General features: G+C 60.4%; 12 protein-coding genes. 8 read left to right on the plus strand and 4 right to left on the minus strand.

Annotation, left to right across the window (positions count from 1 at the left end; genetic code table 11):
* Nucleotide 1: 1 nt before the first annotated feature.
* Both KI617_RS08680 and KI617_RS08685 read left to right on the plus strand, forming a co-directional pair.
* Nucleotides 2–2,089 carry a putative bifunctional diguanylate cyclase/phosphodiesterase gene (locus KI617_RS08680; protein ID WP_226451602.1) on the plus strand — a complete coding sequence of 696 codons (2,088 nt, stop codon included), beginning with the start codon at nt 2–4 and terminating at the stop codon, nt 2,087–2,089.
* On the plus strand, nt 2,086–4,575 hold the full coding sequence (locus KI617_RS08685; protein ID WP_226451603.1) for an ABC transporter permease: 2,490 nt from the start codon (nt 2,086–2,088) through the stop codon (nt 4,573–4,575). The genes KI617_RS08680 and KI617_RS08685 overlap by 4 nt, the downstream gene beginning before the upstream one ends.
* Here KI617_RS08685 and KI617_RS08690 read toward each other — a convergent pair.
* On the minus strand, nt 4,572–4,970 hold the full coding sequence (locus KI617_RS08690; RefSeq protein WP_226451604.1) for an ATP-binding protein: 399 nt from the start codon (nt 4,968–4,970) through the stop codon (nt 4,572–4,574). The two genes, KI617_RS08685 and KI617_RS08690, sit on opposite strands and share 4 nt — an antisense overlap.
* Before the next feature lie 21 nt (nt 4,971–4,991).
* Here KI617_RS08690 and KI617_RS08695 point away from each other — a divergent pair, with 21 nt between their 5' ends.
* The gene (locus tag KI617_RS08695) at nt 4,992–5,453 is read left to right on the plus strand and encodes a FecR family protein (RefSeq protein WP_226451605.1); all 462 of its coding nucleotides are present in this window, start codon (nt 4,992–4,994) and stop codon (nt 5,451–5,453) included.
* Complete coding sequence (locus KI617_RS08700; RefSeq protein WP_226451606.1) at nt 5,446–6,033, plus strand: OmpA family protein; 588 nt, start codon at nt 5,446–5,448, stop codon at nt 6,031–6,033. Before KI617_RS08695 ends, KI617_RS08700 begins: the two co-directional genes overlap by 8 nt.
* On the opposite strand, the gene KI617_RS08705 is transcribed toward KI617_RS08700, so the two are convergent.
* The 3 genes from KI617_RS08705 to KI617_RS08715 are packed head-to-tail and all read right to left on the minus strand — an operon-like array spanning nt 6,020 to nt 9,461.
* Complete coding sequence (locus KI617_RS08705; RefSeq protein ID WP_226451607.1) at nt 6,020–8,158, minus strand: CHASE2 domain-containing protein; 2,139 nt, start codon at nt 8,156–8,158, stop codon at nt 6,020–6,022. The genes KI617_RS08700 and KI617_RS08705 overlap by 14 nt on opposite strands.
* Nucleotides 8,155–9,117, minus strand: a complete 963-nt coding sequence (locus KI617_RS08710; protein WP_226451608.1) for an MBL fold metallo-hydrolase — start codon at nt 9,115–9,117, stop codon at nt 8,155–8,157. The genes KI617_RS08705 and KI617_RS08710 overlap by 4 nt, the downstream gene beginning before the upstream one ends.
* Nucleotides 9,114–9,461: an STAS domain-containing protein gene (locus tag KI617_RS08715; RefSeq protein WP_226451609.1), complete on the minus strand. Its 348-nt coding sequence runs from the start codon at nt 9,459–9,461 to the stop codon at nt 9,114–9,116. The genes KI617_RS08710 and KI617_RS08715 overlap by 4 nt, the downstream gene beginning before the upstream one ends.
* Nucleotides 9,462–9,624: 163 nt before the next feature.
* Between KI617_RS08715 and KI617_RS08720 the strand changes: the two genes are divergently transcribed.
* The 4 genes from KI617_RS08720 to typA all read left to right on the plus strand — a co-directional run bounded on the left by KI617_RS08720 (nt 9,625) and on the right by typA (nt 15,235).
* Nucleotides 9,625–11,760, plus strand: coding sequence for a YgiQ family radical SAM protein (locus KI617_RS08720; protein ID WP_226451862.1), 2,136 nt, complete (start codon nt 9,625–9,627; stop codon nt 11,758–11,760).
* A gap of 21 nt (nt 11,761–11,781) precedes the next feature.
* Nucleotides 11,782–12,171: a group II truncated hemoglobin gene (locus KI617_RS08725; protein WP_226451610.1), complete on the plus strand. Its 390-nt coding sequence runs from the start codon at nt 11,782–11,784 to the stop codon at nt 12,169–12,171.
* 21 nt (nt 12,172–12,192) lie between these two features.
* Nucleotides 12,193–13,257, plus strand: coding sequence for a hypothetical protein (locus KI617_RS08730; RefSeq protein ID WP_226451611.1), 1,065 nt, complete (start codon nt 12,193–12,195; stop codon nt 13,255–13,257).
* A gap of 136 nt (nt 13,258–13,393) precedes the next feature.
* The gene (typA, locus tag KI617_RS08735; protein ID WP_226451612.1) at nt 13,394–15,235 is read left to right on the plus strand and encodes a translational GTPase TypA; all 1,842 of its coding nucleotides are present in this window, start codon (nt 13,394–13,396) and stop codon (nt 15,233–15,235) included.
* Nucleotides 15,236–15,333 lie beyond the last annotated feature (98 nt).

Raw genomic sequence — 15,333 nt, forward strand, 5'->3', positions numbered from 1 at the left:
TATGTTCAATCTTTCGCGCTATTTCTCGACGGTCAGTTTTATCCTCATCGTGTTGGCAGCGGGGGTACTTGGCCCGTTGTACCAGCGGCTCTCCTTGCTCCAGTTGCAGAATCTGGCCGAGAGCCGGAATGTCGCGATGGCGCAGGTTTTCCAGAATTCATTGCAGGCGCCGTTGGCGTCGCTGATCGGTGATGCGGTCGGGCGGGATATCCACTCTCTCCAGCTCTCGGATGAGACCCGCCACCTTCAAGCCAGTGTGCTTGACCTGATGCGCAACACGGCGGTGATCAAGATCAAGGTGTACAACCGCCTGGGCAACACGATTTTCTCGACCGATTCTGGGCAGATCGGCGAGAGCAAGCTTGAGAATGCCGGCTTCCGGACGGCAATCAACGGCGCAATCACCAGCGAACTGACCCATAGAAACACGATCGATACCTTCGAAGGGCGTTTGGTCGAGGTCGATGTGCTGTCGAGCTACATTCCCATTGTTGGCAAAGACCGTTCGGTCGAGGGCGTTTTCGAGCTTTACCAGAACGTCACGCCTTTCGTCGCCCAATTGAATCGCAACCTGTGGTGGGTGACGGCTGGCGTGGTGCTGGTATTTGCCGCGCTCTACCTGATGCAGTTCCTCGTTGTCCGGCGGGCTCAGGGCATTCTTGAAGATCAGGAAGGGCGGATCAAGGCAGCACGAGATACCCTGGAAATCCAGGTGGCGGCCCGTACCGAGGAGTTGAAGCGGACCAACAGCCAGCTTGAGGGTGAAATCTCCGAGCGGCGGCAGGCACAAAGCAAGCTCAATTATCTGGCCTACCACGACCCGCTGACCGGACTGGCCAATCGTCGCTGTTTCATCGAACGACTGGAAGAAAGCCTCAGGGAAACCGCCCGCCACGGTGAGCGGCTGGCGGTCCTGTTTATCGATCTCGACCAGTTCAAGCAGGTCAATGACTCGCTCGGGCATGGCGTCGGTGACGAACTGCTGGTTTCGGTGGCGGCACGGCTTTCCGAGCACGTTCGCCTGATTGACATGCTGGCTCGCCTGGGTGGCGACGAATTCATCTGCCTGATGGAAGCGGTGCGCGATGAGGACGAGGTCGAGCTTCTGGCCCGCGAAATCCTCGGCGCCTTCGAATACCCGTTCAAGCTGGGTGATCACGAGTTGTACCTGACGGCCTCGGTCGGCATCAGCCTTTGCCCTGCTGATGCGCATAGTGTCCTCGACCTGATGCGCAATGCCGATACGGCCATGTATCGGGCCAAGATGCTTGGTCGCGGCAATTTCCATTTTTATACGGCCGAAATGACCCGTGAGGCGCAGGAACGCATCCAGATGGAGAACCTGCTGCGGCGTGCCCTCGACAACGGTGAACTGTCGGTGCACCTCCAGCCGCAGGTTGAGGCCAGGAGCGGCCAGCTGGTCGGCGCCGAGGCCCTGGTTCGCTGGAACAGCCCTGAGCTTGGCCTGGTCATGCCGATGCGCTTCATTCCACTGGCTGAGGATTCGGGTCTGATTGTCGGCCTGGGTAACTGGGTCTTGCGCGAAACCTGCCGCCAGTTCATGCAATGGCGGATGAGCGGATTCGAGTTGCCGCAGGTGTCGGTCAATCTTTCGGTCAAGCAATTGGAACGCCCCGAGTTCATCGATGTGCTTGGCGAAATACTCGATGAAACCGGCATGGACCCGACTTGCCTGAAGCTGGAGCTGACCGAGTCCGTGGTCATGGCGGTCGGTGACGCTTTCACGCCGCTTGAGCGCCTGCGCGATCTGGGCATCAGTCTGGCGCTGGACGATTTTGGCACCGGCTATTCGTCGCTCAGTTACCTGAAGATGCTGCCGGTCCAGCAATTGAAGATTGACCGCTCTTTTGTCGAGGGCATCGGCCGGAATACCGGCGACGAGGCGATCATCCGGACCATCATGGAACTGGCCAGGAGTCTCGGCTTCGAGGTCGTGGCCGAAGGGGTTGAAACCGTTGAACAAGCGGACTTTCTGGCCGCGCTCGGCTGTGAGCAGCTACAAGGCTATCTCCATGGCAAGGCGGTCGCACCGGCCGAGTTTCGCGCCCGCTGGTCGGTTGGCCCATGATTTCGGCACTTGCCTGGCGTCTGCTTGGTCGGGAATTGCGTTCGGGTGAATTACGGCTGCTCTTCGCTGCGCTGGCCGTTGCCGTCGCCGCCGTAACCGCTGTCGGTTTCTTTGCCGACCGCGTTCGTCAGGGCTTGCAGCGTGAGGCACGGCAAATGATGGGCGGCGATCTTGTCCTGATCTCCGACCATCCGTTACCCGAGAGCTACCTTGCCGAGGTTCGCCAGCGCGGGCTGCAACTGGCTGAAACGCTGGTCTTTCCCAGTATGGTCATTGCTCAGGGGCAGGCGCAGCTGGCCGATATCAAGGCGGTCAGCACCAGCTATCCGCTGCGCGGCAAGCTGGCCGGCAGTCAGCGGGCCGGCGAGGGCGGCTTGCTGCTTGAAGAAGGACCGGTGCCGGGCACAGTCTGGCTCGATGAACGCCTGTCATCTGTCCTGAATGCCATCCCCGGCGATACCGTCACGGTGGGTAGCCAGCAGTTGCGGGTCGGGGCCATCCTGACGCGTGAACCGGATCGCGGCATCAATTTCTTCAGTCTGGCACCGCGCCTGATGATGCATATCGATGACATTCCGGCGACCGGGCTGGTCCAGTTTGGGGCGCGGGTTCGCTACAACCTGCTGGTGGCCGGCGAGGAGCGGGCGATCAAAGGCTATCAGGGCTGGCTTATGCCGCAGCTTTCGCGCGGCGAGCGGCTGGAGGATGCACGAAATTCCCGCCCGGAAATCCGCAATGCCCTCGACCGGGCCGAACGTTTCCTTGGCCTTGCCACCTTGCTAACGGTCGTGCTGTCAGCGGTTGCCGCTGCGATGGCCGCCCGCCGCTACATGCAACGCCACCTTGATGCCTGCGCCGTGATGCGCTGCCTGGGCATGACGCACGGACGCCTGCTCCGTTTCCATGCCACGCTCTTCCTCTGGCTGGCCTTGCTGGCCGGCGTGCTGGGCAGCCTGCTCGGTTATGCGGCGCATTTCGTGCTGATGCGCTGGCTGGCTGAATTGTTGGTCATTGAATTGCCTGAGCCGGGCTGGTTGCCGGTGGGGATGGGCTTTGGCGTTGCCGGTGTGCTGCTTTTCGGTTTCGCCTTTCCTCCGCTGCTCCAGTTGGCCCGGGTGCCGACCCTGCGCGTGCTGCGCCGGGAACTCGGGCCGCCACAACCCTTCCTGCTCGGCGGTTACGCACTTGGCCTCGTCTTGCTCGCCGGGCTGATCGTCTGGGTGGCAGGAAATGCCCGGCTGGGCATGCTGGCGGTCGGCGGTTTTGCCGGAGCGCTGGGCGGTTTCTGGATTCTGGCCAGACTGTTCATTGCTGCCATTTCCCGTTTGCGCGGCGGCGCCGGATTCGGTTGGCGCCAAGGCTTGGCCAGCCTGACACGGCATGCCTCATCCGGCGCCATTCAGGTCGTTGCCCTGGCCATCGGCCTGATGGCCATGCTGTTGCTGACAGTAATCCGGGGCGAGTTGCTCGACGCCTGGCAGAAATCGCTCCCGCTCGACGCTCCGAACCGTTTCATCATCAATATTCAACCTGAGCAGCGTGAAGCCATTGCGGCGACGCTGAAGGCGGGCGGCATAGACGCCGAGCTATTGCCCATGATACGGGGCAGGCTGGTGCAGATTGGCGGCAAGGTAGTCAGTCCGGAAAGTTTCCCGGACGACGAGCGGGCCCAGCGCCTGATCGAGCGTGAATTCAACCTGTCTTGGCGCCAGGATCTGCCCGAGGGCAATCAGGTCGTCGCCGGCCTGTGGTTCAAGGCCGATCAGGCAGGGCAGGGCGTTGCCTCGGTCGAGGAGGGCTTGGCCAAGACGCTGGGGATTCGACTGGGCGATGAGCTCGTTTTCATGATCGCCGGTACCGAAAAGCGTCTGCAGGTCAGCAGTCTGCGCAAGCTGGCCTGGGACTCGATGCGGGTCAATTTCTTCGTGATGACGCCGCCGGGCGTGATCGAAGATGCCCCCGCCAGCTACATCACCAGTTTCTACCTGCCGCCTGGCCAGGCCGAGGCGGCCTCCGAACTGGTCAAGCGCTTCCCCAACCTGACGCTGATCGATGTTGCGGCGATTGTCCAGCAGTTGCAATCGGTAATCGGACAGGTTGCTGGCGCGGTGCAGTTTGTCTTCATTTTCACGCTGCTGGCCGGTGCCATTGTGCTGTACTCGGCCTTGCTGACTGCTTTTGATGAACGCCGTTACGAACTGGCGGTGATGCGCGCCCTCGGCGCCCAGCGTCAGCAACTGGCGCGGGCCATGGTGCTCGAACTGGCCATCATTGGCGGCATGGCCGGCCTGTTTGCGGCCACGGGCGCCATGGTGCTCGGGCGTCTCGTCAGCGCGCAGGTATTCGAGCTGGAGCTGGGATTCGGCTTTGTCTTGTTGCCGATGACGGTGGCCGGCGGCGCGCTGGTTTCAACGGCGATCGGCTGGCTGGCAGTCCGTCGCCTGGTGCGTACGCCACCCTTGCTGGCACTGCGCAACGCCGCCTAAAGATCGATTTCGGTCAGGTTGCTGTCGTTCCGCCGCTGGTAGCGGAATTCCCTGCACATCCCGCGGATCAAGGTGATACCAAGGCCGCCAATTTCTGTCTCGGATGCCGATCTTTGTGGCAATTGCGTGGGGTCAAAGGCCGGGGCCTTGTCCTCGTAGCGCAGATGTAGTGCATCGCCATTCCGACTCAGGCGCAAGTGGATCGGGGCATCACTGTCGCCGCGGTAGCCATGGGTGATCGTGTTGGTGAACAGTTCTTCGGCCAGCAATTGCAGGCGCAAGCCATCTTCGGCTGGAATGCCGAGCCGGTCGGCGTGTTCAGCGAGCTCACCCAGCAATCTGGGTAATTCGGAAAAGCGCGCGCTGACAGAAATGTCCGTAAAATATTCAGCCATTGAATCTACTAGGTGTTGCACATGATTAAAGCACATTGGGCGGCTGTCTGTTTGACGGCGGCCGGATTGATTTCCAGCCTTCCCGCTCTGGCCGCCGAGCAGGCTGGCATGGTCAAGGTCAGCAAGGGCCAGGTCAGCATCGAGCGCGATGGGAAAAAAATCGCGGCAGCGGTCGGCACGCCGGTTCTGGTGGCTGATCGCGTGCGTACCGCGGCCGATGGTTCGGTCGGGGTCACGCTGCGTGACAATACCTTGCTGTCGGCTGGCCCGAATTCGCTGATCGTCATCGACAAGTTTGCTTTCGATAACACCACCCAGGACGGCAGCATGGCGGTCAGCATTCGCAAGGGAACGCTGTCCGTGGCTTCGGGAAAGATCGCCAAACGGACGCCGGAGTCAGTTGATTTCCATACACCAACCTCGGTGCTGGGTGTTCGTGGCACGGAATTCGTCATCGAAGTCGCGGGGGATAATGATGAATAAATCGCTTTTGTCCCTTGCGCTGGCCGGGTGTCTGACTCTTGCGGGCTGCACGACCGAGCGGGTGGTCCTGCTGCCATCGGCCGACGGTAGCCAGAGCGCCGTGGTGGTGCGTGATGCAAGCGGTGAAGTCCTGTTGAATCAGCCCTATGCGGCCCTCAGGCGGCGTCTGGATGGGAATGCCAGCTATCAATCGTCGCCGGAAGAAGTCAAGGAACGCTTTGGCGATGCGCTGGCCGCCCAGCCGGCTCGTCCGCACAGTTACGTGCTGTATTTCGAAGCGGGTGGCAACGTCCTGACCCAGGAGTCGCAGGCCGCGCTGGCCAATATCCGCAAGGAAATCGCCGAACGCGCCGCTTCCGAAGTCATGGTTATCGGTCATACCGACCGCGTCGGCAATGTCGAGGGCAACGACAAGCTGTCGCTGATACGGGCCGAAGGGCTGCGCGATCTGCTGATCGAATCAGGTATATCGGCGGAAAAGATGGAGGCGGTTGGCCGTGGCGAGCGCGATCCGCTGGTGCCGACGGCTGACGAAGTCGACGAGCCGAAGAATCGGCGCGTTGAAATCAATGTGCGCTAGTGCTCCGGCCTGGCCCATTCCAGCGCATTAGAAGCAAAGTCAGGTCATCCGCCGGCGGATGGCCTGCCTCGAAATTCCGAACCGTATCGCGCATTGTCTTGATGGCCACTTGAAGTTCGGTGGTCTGGAATTTGCCGATGCTGGCCAGCAGGCGGTCAACGCCGAACATTTCCTTGTCGTTCATGGCTTCGGTCACGCCGTCGGTAAACAGGCAGAGCAGATCGCCGGCTTGCAGTTGCGTTTTGGCGGTGAGGTAGGGGTAATCACCGGTAGCGCACAGCGGTGGCCCTGAAATCTCCGCGGTATCGATGCGCGACAGGCCGCCAGCGCGCAGCAGGATGGGGGCATCGTGGCCGGCGCAGGCGTATTCCATGCTGCCGGTCTCGACATCGAGAATGCCGATGAAGGCCGTGACGAACAGGTATTCCGAATTGTCCCGGTTCAGTTCGCTTTCGATTTCGCGCAAGGCGAGCCCAAGGTCGTTCTGGCGGCGAGTCAGCGTGCCGGTCAGCGTTTTAGAAATCGCCATGAACAGGCTGGCGGGCACGCCCTTGCCGGAAACGTCGCCGATGGCCAGGCAGAGGCGGTGCTCGTCGAGCATGAAGCAATCGTAATAGTCGCCGCCGACCGCCCGGGCGGGTTCGAGCAGCGCGGCGACTGAAAACCGGGTTTCTCCGGCAAAGATCGTCGTGGGGTCAGGTAATAGCCCCATCTGGATGCGCCTTGCCGCATCGAGTTCGCCATTGACCCGGGCCGCCTCTTCCCGGCTTTTCTGCAGCAGCCGTTCGGCCTCGCGACGCTGGGTTTCAGTCGTGATCAAGGTGTTGCCAAGCAAGGACATGAAAACCGGACTGAGTAGAAGCAACTGTGTCGCCCCATCGAACAGCCAGCGCCCGGCATAAAAGCCAAAATACCCACCGCCTACGACGACGATCGCCAGCGCAGCGAAACTGAGCACGGCATAGCGCCGCGCTCGGAGCGTCGGAATGGTCATGATCAGCAGGGCCCCGCCAAGCAGCAGTGTCACCATTTCGAGCTGCGGCATCCCGTCAGGGCGCTGCAATGCCTGGCCGCTCAACAGGCTTTCGATGACCTGGGCGTGAATGTCGATGCCGGGCAGGCTTTCGCCGAGCGGGGTGATGATTCTGTCCTGCAGGCCGGTGCTGTTGAAACCGATGATGACGAAGCGATTGTTGAAGATCTCCGCAGGATGTACGCCGGCCAGGACATCCGATGCCGAGAGGTAGTAGTTGGAGCTGGCTCGGCCAAAATGCAGCAGAAGTTCGCCGTTGGGGCGGGTCGGCAGGCGGTAGTCGCCAATGCGGATGGCTGTCATGCCACGTGTTCCGCTTTCTGCGGCCACTTCGCCGCCGTCGCCCAATGCCAGACGAACCATTTCCAGGGGGAGTGACAGGAAGGGCAGGTCGTTGATGAAAGTCAGCGTTGGCACCCGGCGCAGCACGCCGCGTTCGCTGTTCGATTGCAGGAGGCCAGGTCCGGCATTGATCAAACCCTCGCCGGCAGCAGCTTTCTCGATAGTCGGGCGGCTGGCCAGGGCGCCGACATAGTGCGGCAAGTATTGGTCGCGACTGGCTTCCTGAGTGAATACCGGCAGTGGCTTCGCCGGTTGTCTCGTGCCTGGCAGCATCTTGCTGAAACCGACCACGGCCAATGCCGTCGGGTGGCCGGCAAGCGCGCTGGCCAGTTGCTGGTCAGGGTCGGGAAGTCGGGCCAGGATCTCGGTCGGCAGCCCGGGAAATTGGGTGGCAAGGATGTCCGGGCTGTAACGATCACGCTCGGCAAACACGATATCGATGCCTAGCGCCAACGGATTGCCGGTCTGTATTTTTTCAACCAGTCGTGCCATCACATCGCGTGGCCACGGCCACTGTCCATGCTTGACCAGGCTCTGGCTATCGATGCCGACCACGACCACAGGTTCGCTGTCACGAGAACGCGGCATCAGCCGCTGGTAGTGGTCGAATTGCGCTTCGCGAACGCTGAGCAGCGGCGTGTTGTCGATGCCGTTCAGCGCCAGCGCAGCGAGGGCCAGCAGCAGTAGCGGGAATGCCCGGCCGCGTCCGGCCCGGATCACGGCAAGGAGCAGTCCGGAAAGCTGCTTCACAGGTCTATGGTCAGCCCGTCGTAGGCGGAAATGATTTCGAGCGGTGCCCGGCTGCCCCGGGTGATCTGCTCCAGCCGCCGGGTTTCGGCCACCAAGCGAGACAACTGCTTGTCGTCATGCACCGGCTCATGGTGGAACAGCACCAGCCGCTTGGCGGTGGCCGCCTGACAGAGTTCGACGCCAACGATATTGCTCGAATGGCCCCAGTCCGCCTTGACTGAAACCGCTTCGGCCAGCGAGTACATGGCGTCGAAAATAACCAGATCGGCCTTGGCGAAGAATGCAACGAAGGCTTCATGCTCGCCTGGATTATCGAGCCGGTGCTCGGAATCGGTCGAGTAGACCACCGTGTTGGTCAAGCTCTCGAAACGGTAGCCGTAGGAGTCGCCGGCGTGTAACTGTTTTTTTGGCGTGACATTGAGGCCGGCAATATATTGCGGCTTGTCCGGCGTCATTACGTCGAACTCGATTTGGGCGCCAGCCTGGGCGTAGTCGACGGGGAAGCTGGGTGCCTGCATCTGGAGGCGGATCGATGCTTCCAGTTGGGGGTGGCAGCCGTGAACAACGATACGGTTACCGGGGATGTACATGGGCGCGAAGTACGGAAAGCCCATCAGGTGATCCCAGTGTAGGTGGGAAATGAAGATATGGTAGGTCTGCGGGTTGGGGACGCCATACTTGGCGATTTTTGCCTGACCCAGTGGACGAGCGCCGCTACCCATGTCACAGATGAAATGTTCGGCACCATCGCCGATGATCTCGACACAGGAGGAGTTGCCGCCAAAAGTGCCACTGGTGGCGAAGGGCAGGGTATCGACGAATTGATCAAGCGCTTGCCGCGTCTTGAAGGATTTGCCGTTGGCTGCGGTCAGGGCGGCGACAATTTTTTCGCGGATATCACGGTGCGTCAGGGCAACCGGTAGCGATCCGCGTGTGCCCCAAAAAACGACCTGATTCATGCGCCGATAACCTTGCAGGCCGCATCCACGGAAACGTAGCAGGGGACGATCAGGTTGAAGCGGCTGATCGCGAAAACCTCCTGAACCATCGGCTGCAAGGCGGCAATGGCAAAAATGCCTTTTTGTGCCTTGGAACGGCGGGAGGCCATCATTAACACGCGTAGCCCGGCGCTGCTGATGTAGTCGACACCGGAGAAGTCAAGCAGGAGAGCTGGGTTGCCTTGGGTGCAACGATCGAGCAGGGGTTCAAGCGCTTTTGTGAACTCTTCGCTCGCATTGTGGTCTATGCGGCCGCTGACGGAAACAATCAGGACACCAGCCTGTTCGCGTGTGGGGAGATTCATTATCGCGTAAGGGTTTAGGGTGCTTTGAAAGTGGCGAGTATGCCATGCCGGCCAGTTCACTCGGGTAAAATATTGCATGGATTCAAATCAGCAAGTCGCGCGTCCGCTCTTCAGCCACCGCAAATTCTGGGCACACCGCTTCGGTCCGGCCCCTTTCCTCCCGATGTCCCGTGCCGAGATGGATGCACTGGGCTGGGATTCCTGCGATGTCATCCTGGTCACCGGGGATGCCTATATCGACCATCCGAGCTTCGGCATGGCGCTGATCGGCCGGCTGCTCGAAGCACAAGGCTTCCGGGTTGGCATTCTGGTTCAGCCGGACTGGAACTCGGCAGCCGATTTCAAGAAGCTGGGCAAGCCCAATCTGTATTTTGGCGTCACGGCCGGCAACATGGACTCGATGGTCAACCGCTATACGGCCGACCGCAAGATCCGTACGGATGATGCCTACACGCCCAACGCCGAACCAAACAAGCGGCCTGACCGCGCCGTCACGGTCTATGCGCAGCGTTGTCGCGAGGCCTTTCCCGGTACGCCGGTGATTATCGGTTCGATCGAAGCCAGCCTGCGCCGCATTGCCCACTTCGATTACTGGTCGGACAAGGTTCGTCGCTCGGTGCTGCCCGACTCCAAGGCCGATCTGCTGATTTTTGGCAATGCCGAGCGCGCTATCGTTGAAGTGACGCATCGCTTGGCCAAGGGCGAGAAGATTTCCGAAATCCGCGACCTGCGTGGTACGGCCTTCATGGTGCCGCCGAGCTGGTTGCCTTCGGAGGATTGGGATGCCATGGACTCGACTGAAGTCGACACTCCGGGGCCGTTGGTCAAGCACGCCGATCCTTACGCCATGGATATGGGCGGCAGTTCAGCGCCGGCTCCGGCGACACCCGGCGAACATCCTATCCGCATCGTCTCGCTGGCCGAGCGGGTCGCAGCCCGCAAGGAGCGTCGCGCCCATACCGTGATTCGCCTGCCATCCTATGAGCAGGTCAAGGCTGATCCGGTGCTCTACGCGCATGCTTCGCGCACCTTTCACCTTGAGTCCAACCCCGGCAATGCCCGAGCGTTGCGGCAGGGGCATGGCGAGCGTGATGTCTGGCTCAATCCGCCGCCCTTCCCGTTGAGTACCGAAGAACTCGATCAGGTCTACGAACTGCCCTACGCCCGTCGCCCGCACCCGAGTTACGGTGAGGCCAAGATCCCCGCCTGGGAGATGATCCGCTTCTCGGTGAATATCATGCGCGGCTGTTTCGGCGGCTGCACCTTCTGTTCGATCACCGAGCACGAAGGACGCATCATCCAGAGCCGCTCGGAAGACTCGGTGATCCGCGAGATCGAGGAAATGCGCGACAAGACGCCGGGTTTCACCGGGGTCGTCTCCGACCTCGGCGGCCCGACGGCTAACATGTTCCACCTGAAGTGCAAGGATGAAAAAATCGAGTCGGCCTGTCGCCGGCTGTCCTGTGTCTATCCCGACATTTGCGAGAACATGAACACCGATCACTCGCAACTGATCTCCCTGTATCGTCGGGCGCGCAGCATCAAGGGCGTCAAGAAGATCCAGATCGGCTCCGGTCTGCGCTACGACCTCGCCGTACGTTCTCCGGAGTACATCAAGGAGCTGGTTACCCACCACGTTGGCGGCTATCTGAAGATCGCGCCGGAACATACCGAGGAGGGCGTGCTCTCCAAGATGATGAAGCCGGGCATCGGTTCCTATGACCGCTTCAAGCAACTGTTCGACCGTTTTTCACGCGAAGCCGGCAAGGAGCAGTACCTGATCCCGTACTTCATCGCCGCCCACCCGGGAACGACCGACGAGGACATGCTCAACCTGGCGCTGTGGCTGAAGAAGAACAATTTCCGCCTCGATCAGGTACAGACCTTCATCCCGACGCCAATGGCGCTGGCGACGACGATGTATCACACCGAGCGCAACCCGCTGCGCAAGGTCAATCGCAGCAGCGAACATGTCGGGGCCGTGCGCAACGGTCGTCAGCGCAAGCTGCAGAAGGCTTTCCTGCGTTATCACGATCCAGCCAACTGGCCGATGCTGCGCGAAGCGCTCAAGGAAATGGGTCGGGCCGACCTGATCGGCAATGGCAAGAAACAGCTGATTCCAGCCTGGCAGCCAGCCGGTGTTCCCGGCAAATCTTGCGGCCAAGCGGAAAAAACAGGCCAGATAAAAAAGACAGCGCCGACACGTCGGGTTGAGCAGGCCCGTCCGGGGCGCCCCGGCGTCAAACCCACTGCCTTCAATAAGGGAGGAGCCGGGACGCGCAAGAACCGGTCATCCTGATCAACCAGGGAGAATATAAAGATGGAAAATACCGCGACAACCTACGAGAAGATCGGCGGTGAACCGGTTGTTGGCAAATTGTGCGATCGTTTCTACGAGTTGATGGCCACGATTCCGCAATTCACCGAGCTCCGTGCCATGCATCCCGAAAGTCTGCAGGGTTCACGTGACAAGCTCTACATGTTCCTGTCCGGCTGGTTTGGCGGACCGGATCTGTTTGTCGAAAAATTTGGCCATCCGCGGCTGCGGGGTCGTCACATGCCTTTTGCCATTGGGGTCAAGGAGCGTGATCAGTGGGTTGCCTGCATGGCACTTGCCATGGAAGATGTCGGCCTCAGCGAAGACATTCGCAAGGTGCTGTTGAACAATTTCTTCAACACGGCCGATTTCATGCGCAACAAGAGCGAATAAGCCGGTTTCAGGGCGGGGCGCGTGGTCCATCCACTATTGGTTCCCTTGCTCGGGCTGGCCTTCCGGTCTCTTGAGCCGCTTGGTCATCGCCCGAAAATCCGGCTTCGCCAGCCTTTCCGGCCGCCGGTGGCGGCCCGCCTGGCTACCATGTTGCGCCAAGGCCAGCATGACACCCTGCGTTTCACCTTGAGTCGCTTGCAAGGCGACAGCCAACGCAGCAGCATTGAAGCCATGCTCGAAGCGCTGGATGAAGCCGAGCGCTGCGACCAGTGGATGGAGCGGCTGTGGCAGTGGTACCGCCAGAACCGGGAATTCCATGCGATGACGGTGCTGATCTACGGTCTGGTCAAATATGCATGGATGAAACGCAGTAGCGATGCGGCCGGTGCTGTCGGTGAAAAGCAGGCGCAGGCCTTCCGCGAGGCATTGGAGGAGGCTGAACGCTTGCTCGACAAGGTGCTGGCAACTCATCCGGAGAATGTCGATCTGCTGTGTGTCCGCCTGGTAACGGGGCGGGGCCTGGGGCTGGAACTAGCTCAACAGTGGTCGCGCTTCCGGGCATTGATTGGCGTTGATCCCGGCCATTACCGCGGACACTTGGCAATGCTGGAAAGTTTGAAAGCGCAGTGGGGCGGCAGTGACGAAGCAATGTTCAAATTCGCTCGCGCTCGGGCTGGTCAGGTGCCCGATGGTCATCCGGTGAAGGCTTTGATCGTACATGCGCATTTCGAAATGCGTAACCAGCGCCACTGGTCCGGGGATGCCACCGTAGATGACTACTTCCGGCAACCGGAGGTCGCTGACGAAGTTGAAGAGGCGTGGGCAAAATCCATCGCTTCCCCGCAATTCCGCGATGAGTCTCGGCGCGACGAGCTATCCAATCTTTTTGCCGCTGCACTGTATCTCGCAGGTCGCCATGACTCGGCGCGCCTGGCTTTGGCGATGATGGATGGCCATTGTCTGCCAATGCCATGGCGCACGATGGGCGGCAATATCAAGGAAAAGGGCAATCCCGGCTGGGTGGTTGAACGGGTTTCGGCGGAATTGCTGCGTGCGGATGTTGCTGCTGAATTGCCTCGGCGCTAGGGATCCAACGCCGTATTTCCAGCAGATTTTCCAGCAAATTTTTCTGCCTGATCAATCGCATAAGCAGCAACAAAGCATGCTGCAGCGCAACACGGGATGATAGAATATCGCCTTTGTCTTTCAGGCCCTATTGTCCATGTCCGCTCGTCCGATCCGTAACATCGCCATCATCGCCCACGTTGACCACGGTAAAACCACCCTGGTCGACCAGCTGCTCCGCCAGTCCGGTACTTTTGCTGCTCACCAACAGTTGGTTGAGTGCGTCATGGACTCCAACGACCTGGAAAAAGAGCGTGGCATCACGATTCTTTCCAAGAACACCGCAGTCGAATACCAGGGCGTGCACATCAACATCGTTGACACCCCGGGCCACGCTGACTTCGGTGGTGAAGTCGAGCGCGTATTGGGTATGGTCGATGGCGTGGTGTTGCTGGTCGATGCCGCCGAAGGCCCGATGCCGCAAACCCGTTTCGTCACCAAGAAGGCGCTGGCCCTCGGTCTGCGTCCGATCGTTCTGGTCAACAAGGTTGACCGCGATGGTGCCGATCCTGACCAGGCCGTCAATCTGACTTTCGACCTGTTCGACAAGCTTGGTGCTACCGACGAGCAACTCGACTTCCCGATCGTTTACGCTTCCGGCCTGAATGGCTGGGCGGCCATGGAACTGGACCAGCCGCGTGAAAACATGATTCCGCTGTTCGACACGATTCTGCGTCACGTGCCAGCACCGGATACCGATATCGAAGCCCCGCTGCAGCTGCAGATTACCGCCCTCGATTACTCGTCCTACGTCGGTCGTATCGGCGTCGGCAAGATCAACCGCGGCAAGGTAAAGACCGGTCAGAACGTGCTGGTCATGTTCGGTACCGAAGAAGAAGCGGCCGAACACGAGCGCACCCCGATCAAGGCCAAGATTGGCCAGGTTTTCGGCTACAAGGGCCTGAACAAGATCGAACTGGAAGAAGGCCACGCTGGCGACATCGTGCAGATCACCGGTATCGAAGACCTCGTGCTGGGCTGCACCGTGACCGATCCGGAACAGCCGGAATCCCTGCCGCTGCTGAAGATCGACGAGCCGACGCTGTCCATGCAATTCATGGTCAACACCAGCCCGCTGGCCGGTACTGAAGGCAAATTCGTCACCAGCCGCCAGATTCGCGATCGTCTGCACAAAGAACTGCTGACCAACATGGCCCTGCGCGTGCATGACACCGGTAACGGTGACGTGTTCGACGTGGCAGGTCGTGGCGAACTGCACCTCGGCATCCTGCTCGAAAACATGCGTCGCGAAGGCTATGAACTGGCCGTCGGTCGTCCGCGCGTCGTCAAGAAAACCATCAACGGCGTCGAGTGCGAACCATATGAACTGCTGACGGTTGACGTCGAAGAAGACACCCAGGGCGGCGTCATGGAAAGCCTCGGCATGCGCCGCGGCGACCTGCAGGACATGGTGCCGGACGGTCGCGGTCGCGTCCGTATCGAATACCGCATCCCGGCCCGTGGCCTGATCGGCTTCCAGGGCGAGTTCATGAACCTGACCCGCGGCAACGGCCTGATGAGCCACGTCTTCGACGAATACGCCCCGGTCAAGGACGGTACGGTTGCCGAACGTCGCAACGGCGTGCTGATTTCTCAGGACAACGGCGAGGCCGTTGCCTACGCGCTGTGGAAGCTGCAGGACCGCGGCCGCATGTTCGTCGTGCCGGGCGACAAGCTGTACGAAGGCATGATCATCGGTATCCACAGCCGTGAAAACGACCTCGTGGTTAACCCGATCAAGGGCAAGCAACTGACCAACGTCCGCGCCTCCGGTACTGACGAAGCCGTTCGCCTGGTGCCGGCTGTCCAGCTCAGCCTGGAAGCCGCCGTCGAGTTCATCGAAGAAGACGAACTGGTCGAACTGACGCCGAAGTCGATTCGTCTACGCAAGCGTTACCTGACCGAAATCGAGCGCAAGCGCGCGGTTCGTGGTTTGTAATCAGCTAACGATGAGTTTCTGCCAGCCCTGTCGGGATCTGGTTCGAGAACATAAAAAGGCAGCCCGATGGGTTGCCTTTTTCATTGGTCTTTCTGCTT

Source organism: Ferribacterium limneticum (genome assembly GCF_020510625.1).
In the GTDB taxonomy this organism is placed as follows: domain Bacteria; phylum Pseudomonadota; class Gammaproteobacteria; order Burkholderiales; family Rhodocyclaceae; genus Azonexus; species Azonexus limneticus_A.

What these genes read in the sequence shown, in the direction of transcription:
- KI617_RS08680 (WP_226451602.1), top strand. Translation starts at nt 2, where the DNA reads ATGTTCAATCTTTCGCGCTATTTCTCGACGGTCAGTTTTATCCTCATC.
- KI617_RS08685 (WP_226451603.1), top strand. Translation starts at nt 2,086, where the DNA reads ATGATTTCGGCACTTGCCTGGCGTCTGCTTGGTCGGGAATTGCGTTCG.
- KI617_RS08690 (WP_226451604.1), bottom strand. Translation starts at nt 4,970, where the DNA reads ATGGCTGAATATTTTACGGACATTTCTGTCAGCGCGCGCTTTTCCGAA.
- KI617_RS08695 (WP_226451605.1), top strand. Translation starts at nt 4,992, where the DNA reads ATGATTAAAGCACATTGGGCGGCTGTCTGTTTGACGGCGGCCGGATTG.
- KI617_RS08700 (WP_226451606.1), top strand. Translation starts at nt 5,446, where the DNA reads ATGAATAAATCGCTTTTGTCCCTTGCGCTGGCCGGGTGTCTGACTCTT.
- KI617_RS08710 (WP_226451608.1), bottom strand. Translation starts at nt 9,117, where the DNA reads ATGAATCAGGTCGTTTTTTGGGGCACACGCGGATCGCTACCGGTTGCC.
- KI617_RS08715 (WP_226451609.1), bottom strand. Translation starts at nt 9,461, where the DNA reads ATGAATCTCCCCACACGCGAACAGGCTGGTGTCCTGATTGTTTCCGTC.
- KI617_RS08720 (WP_226451862.1), top strand. Translation starts at nt 9,625, where the DNA reads ATGTCCCGTGCCGAGATGGATGCACTGGGCTGGGATTCCTGCGATGTC.
- KI617_RS08725 (WP_226451610.1), top strand. Translation starts at nt 11,782, where the DNA reads ATGGAAAATACCGCGACAACCTACGAGAAGATCGGCGGTGAACCGGTT.
- typA (WP_226451612.1), top strand. Translation starts at nt 13,394, where the DNA reads ATGTCCGCTCGTCCGATCCGTAACATCGCCATCATCGCCCACGTTGAC.